The sequence below is a fragment of the Streptosporangium sp. NPDC006013 genome (assembly GCF_040614275.1).
Taxonomy (GTDB): Bacteria; Actinomycetota; Actinomycetes; order Streptosporangiales; family Streptosporangiaceae; genus Streptosporangium.
This window is the reverse complement of the sequence record NZ_JBEXUE010000613.1, coordinates 1-5100: the sequence shown is the minus strand read 5'-3', so window position 1 is coordinate 5100 and position 5100 is coordinate 1. Positions and strand designations below refer to the sequence as shown.

General features: G+C 74.0%; 3 protein-coding genes. All 3 read left to right on the top strand.

Going from position 1 to position 5100, the window contains the following annotated elements; all coding sequences use genetic code 11:
• Positions 1 to 584 (top strand): substrate-binding domain-containing protein (locus tag ABZ260_RS46105; protein ID WP_355630917.1); only part of this gene is annotated, 584 nt, incomplete at its 5' end.
• 179 nt (positions 585 to 763) lie between these two features.
• Positions 764 to 3328 carry an AMP-binding protein gene (locus ABZ260_RS46100; protein ID WP_355630914.1) on the top strand — a complete coding sequence of 855 codons (2565 nt, stop codon included), beginning with the start codon at positions 764 to 766 and terminating at the stop codon, positions 3326 to 3328.
• A 63-nt stretch (positions 3329 to 3391) separates the two neighbouring features.
• Positions 3392 to 5100 (top strand): condensation domain-containing protein (locus ABZ260_RS46095; protein WP_355630911.1); only part of this gene is annotated, 1709 nt, incomplete at its 3' end.

Sequence of the window (5100 nt, the reverse complement as noted above, 5' to 3'; positions counted from 1 at the left end):
TGCTCAACGGGCACGCCGCCGACGTCCCCGCCCCCTTCATCTCACCCGACGACCGGGCCGCGGCGCGGCTGGCCGTTCAGCACCTGGTCGACCTGGGGCACGAGCGGATCGGCCTGGCCGTCGGTCCCAGCCGGTTCGTGCCGGTGATCAGGAAGATCGAGGGGTACCGGCGGGCGATGGCGCAGTTGCTGGGGGCGACGGAGGTCGATGAGCTGATCTCGCATTCGCTGTTCTCGGTGGAGGGCGGGCAGGCGGCGGCGGCGCAGCTGCTGATGCGCGGCTGTACGGGGATCGTGTGCGCGTCGGACCTGATGGCGCTGGGGGCGATCCGGGCCTGCCGTGACCGGGGGCTCTCGGTGCCGGGGGAGGTGTCGGTGGTGGGGTTCGACGACTCGCCGCTGATCGCGTTCACCGATCCGCCGCTGACCACCGTGCGCCAGCCGGTCCAGTCGATGGTGACCGCCGCCGTCCACACCCTGCTGGAGGCCATCGCCGGCACACCGGGACAGCACTCCGAACTGATCTTCCAGCCCGAGTTCATCGTCAGGGGATCGACGGGATCCGGCCCCAAGGTGCTACGGTGACGACCTTTCTCCCCTGACCCCCCTCCCGTCGCCCGAATCCATCCCCGCCCTTCTCCTCAAGGGGACCGGCATCACCGCCGGTCCCTCTCCCCGGCATGTGCACCATCCGGGCCGCCCACGGTCCGGCATCTCACTCTCGTTCGATCCACCGATCTCGCGCGCCCGCCCAGGAGGCCGGCATGAGTGTGCACGACCCGGCTCCGCCCACCGTTCCCCGGCTGCTCGCAGCACGGGCGGAGACCGATCCCGACCGCCCCGCCCTCGTCGCCGGTGAGCCCGCCGACGGATCGGGCGACCTGACCTTCGGCCAGTGGGAACGGCGTTCCAACGCCGCCGCCCGCGGCCTGCTCGCGCGCGGGCTCCGTCCCGGAGGCCGCGTCGGCCTGCTGTTCGGCGGGGACGAGTGGGCCGCCTTCGCCGTCGCCTTCTGCGCCGTGCTCAAGGCCGGCGGCGTGGCGGTGCCGCTCTCCGCCCGCCTCGGCGACCATGAGATACGCGACACCCTGCGGCGTTGCGCCGCCACGGGCGTGCTGCACGGGCGGCAGGCCCCCGTGCCCGCCGAGGAGGACCCCGGGCGGTGGTGGTCACCGGTGCCGGACAGCGGTGACGGCTCGCCGATCGGCGGCGTCGAGGTGCGGCCGGGCGATCTCGCCCAGATCATCTACACCTCCGGCACGACCGGCACCCCCAAGGGCGTCGGCGCCACCCACGCCAACCTGACCCACGGCCGCCCGCTACGTCCTCGCCGCCGGGCCTACGCCCACTCCGAGCGCTTCCTGCACGCCTTCCCCATCGGGACGAACGCCGCGCAGATGATGCTGATGGACGTCCTCACCGCCCACCCGGCCGCGCTCACCCTCCCCGGATTCGAGCCCGAGGAGTTCTGCCGCCTCATCGAGGCCCACCGCGTGGGCACCGTCTTCCTCGTCCCGTCCATGGCCATCGAACTGCTCGGCTCCGGCGCCCATCGCAGACACGACCTGTCCGGGGTGCTGCTGCTCAGTTCCTCGGCCGCCGCGCTGCCCCCGTCCGTCGCCCAGGACCTGGCCGTCGCCTTCCCGGGGGCGACGCTGGTCAACTACTACACCTCGACCGAGGCGGTCCCCGCCCAGACCACCATGATCGTCGATCCCGCCAGGCCCACCTCCCTGGGCCGCGCCACCGACCCCGGTGACCTGCGCATCCTCGGTGAGGACGGGGAACGGCTGGCTCCGGGCGAGACCGGCGAGGTCTGGCTGCGCTCCCCGGCGCCGCCGCGCTCCTACGTGGGCGACCCCGAGGGCAGCGCGCTGGTCTTCCGCGACGGCTGGGTTCGGATGGGCGACGTCGGCCACCTCGACGCCGACGGCTACCTCTACCTGTCCGACAGGGAGACGGACGTCATCAAGTCGGGCGCCCTGAAGGTCTCGACCGTGCGGATCGAGGCGGTACTGCACGAGCACCCGGCGGTGGCGGAGGCCGCCGTCGTCGGTGTTCCCCACCCCGTGATGGGCGCGATGCCCGCCGCCGCCGTACGGCTGGCGTACCCGGTGCCGGTGGACGAGATCCGCGACTTCCTGTCCGGGCGGCTGGCCCGCCACGAGCTGCCGACCAGGATCGTGCCGGTCGAGGAGTTCCCCCGCAACGACCTCGGGAAGATCCTGAAGTCCGGGGTCCGCGAGCTGTTCGCCGCGCGGGGCCGCCGGGTCCCGCTGACCGCGGGGCAGGCCGGACCGCTGACCCGCGGGGAGACGGTCCGGGTGGCGATGCGGGTGCGCGACACCGTCGACCCGGGGATCCTGCGCAGGGCGCTCCGCGAGGTCGCCGCCGCCCACGAGGCGCTGAGGCTCACCTTCCCCGTGCTGGACGGTGTCCGCGTCGCCGAGATCGTGCCGGAGGCGGAGCCCGAACTCGTCCGCGTTCCGGTGGAGGCCGCCGTCGAGTACGAGCTGTCCCGGGGCTTCGACCTCGAACGGGGGCCGCTGCTCAGGACGATCCTGACCGACCCCACCCCCGGCGGATCCCTGCTGGTGCTCTGCGCCTCCGCGCCGGCCTGTGACGACTGGTCACTCGAGACGGTCCTGTACGAGCTCGGCACCGCCTACGCCGCCGCTCTCGCGGGGCGTACGGCACCGGCCCCGCCGGCCGCCGCGAGCTACTCCGGCTGGGCCGCCACCCGCCCACCGGCCCCCGGCATCTCCCGGTCCCCGTCACCGCTCCCGCGCTTCCCGGCCGGTGTCGCCGCGGCATACGGCTTCAGCCTGCCGCCCGAGACGGCCGGGCGGCTGCGGCAGGTGGCGCGGGCCCGCCGGGTGGCCCCCGCCGAGGTGGCCCTGGCCTGCTGGGCGGCCGCGCTGTCGCGGGCCGGGGGCCTGCCCGAGCCGACGGTGCTCGTGCGCGAGCCGGGGCGTTCGGAACCCGCCCACGCCACCCTGGTCGGCCCGCTCGCGCTGGACGTGCCCGTCCGGATCGCGATCCCCGGCGACCTCGTCGATCCCGCCGCGCTGATCGGCCTCGCCGAAGCGGTGCCGGAAACGGCGGAGCATGCCGGCCGGTTCCGTTTCGAGGGCTTCCGTCCTGAGCCGTACCTGCCCGGCCTGAAGTCCGAGCCGTACCCGCTGCCCGCGGCTCCGCCCGGCGACGGCGGGCCGTCCCTCACCCTCACCGAACAGCCGGACGGATCCATTTCCGGCGTCTGCGCGGGACCCGCCGCCGATGACCTCGGCCGGGGGTTCCAGCGCCTGTGCGACCTCCTCGCTCCCTGATCGACCCCCTGACTCCCCCCTGATGAGCTCTCTCCCCCGAGCCCTCATCTGAGATCGGAAGTGATGCCAGTGACGTCCGAGATCGTCTCCGCACCCGTTCGGGCCTCGCTCGCCCAGCAGGGAATATGGTTCAACGAACGGCTGGGCGGCATCGGGACCGTCTACACGATGCCGTTCTCCGTCACCTTCGACGGCCCCCTCGACGCGGGTGCCCTGGCCGCCGCCTGGGAGGCGCTCGTCGCCCGCCATCCCGTGCTGGCCCGCGCGGTCGAGGAGCGGCAGGGCGTGCCCTACCTGGTACCCGCCGTCCCACCCGAGTTACGCGTGCTGGACACCCCGCGGGAACGGCTCGCGGAACTGGTGCGGGCCGAGATCCTGCGCCCCTTCGACCTGGCCGCCGGACCCCTGGTGCGGACGGTCCTGTACCGGGAGGGCGCCGGGCGGGCGACGCTGCTGGTCGTGGCACACCACATCGTCTTCGACGGCGAGTCCACCTCGGTGCTCCTGCGCGACCTCGCCGAGCTTTACCGGGCCGAGGTCACCGGAACCTCCGCGGACCTGCCCGAGCTGCGCCACGAGGAGCCGGGCGCCGGGCGCGTCGAGGCCGGGCTCTCCTTCGCCAGGGAGTTCTGGAACTCGCGGTGGCGCCAACCGGCGGAGGTGATCCTGCCGGGACCGGCGGGGGAGGTGGCCACCATGGTCGAGGGCGCGGTCGAGGGCGCGGCCGTGGAGTTCGCGCTGGCGGACGAGGCACGGGAGGCACTGGGCCGGCTGTCGGAGGAGATCGGTGCCAGCAGGTTCGAGATCGTGCTCGCCTCGCTGCACGTGCTCCTGTACCGGTACGGCAACGCCGAGCCGACCGTCGCGGTCGATCTGGGCACCCGATCGCCGGAGACCCGCCACCACCTCGGTGCCTTCGTCAACGAGTTGCCCGTCACGGCCAGGCTCCAGCCGGACTGGAGCTTCCGCCGGTTCGTCGCCGACCAGCGATTCGGCTACGGGCTCCGCTCCGACCTGCGTGGCCTCTACCGGGTCAGGGAGGTGCCACTGTCGAGGGCGGTCAGCGGCGTACGGCCCGGCGTCTCGCTCGCGCCGGTCTCGCTCGGCTACCGCAGGCGCGAGGCCGCGCCCGCCTTCTTCGGCGTGGACGCCCACGTGGAGTGGGCGCTCTTCAACCACACGGTCCGCGGCGCCATGCGCGTGCACATCGTGGACGGGCAGGACCGGTTCGGCGTCGTCCTCCAGTACGACCCGGAGGCCATGGGCCGCGACGACGCCGAGCGGATCGCCGCCCACTGGCGGAGGCTGCTCGCCGCGGCGGCGGCCGAACCGGACGCGCCCCTGGCCGGGCTGCCGCTGCTCGGCGAGGAGGAGACCGAGCAGCTGCTGTCGGGCTGGAACGACACCACAACCGACTACCCCGAGCTCACCCTGCCCGAGCTGGTGGCCGTGCAGGCGGCCCGTACTCCGGACGCCACGGCCGCCGAGTGCGGCACGGACTCGATGACCTACGCGGAGCTCCGCGAGGCTGTGGACCGCCTGGCCGGGCGGCTGCGCGCCGAGGGGGTGGGCCCGGGGACGCTGGTCGCGATCTGCGCGGGGCGCTCGCCGGCGACGCTGGTCGGGCTGCTGGCCGTGGCGCGAGCCGGGGGAGCCTACCTGCCGCTCGACCCCGGACACCGGCGTGCCCACCAACGTATGGCAGCTCCTGTCCCACCCCGACCTGGACAAGCACGACATCTCCAGCCTCAACGCCCTCGGGTACGGCGGTG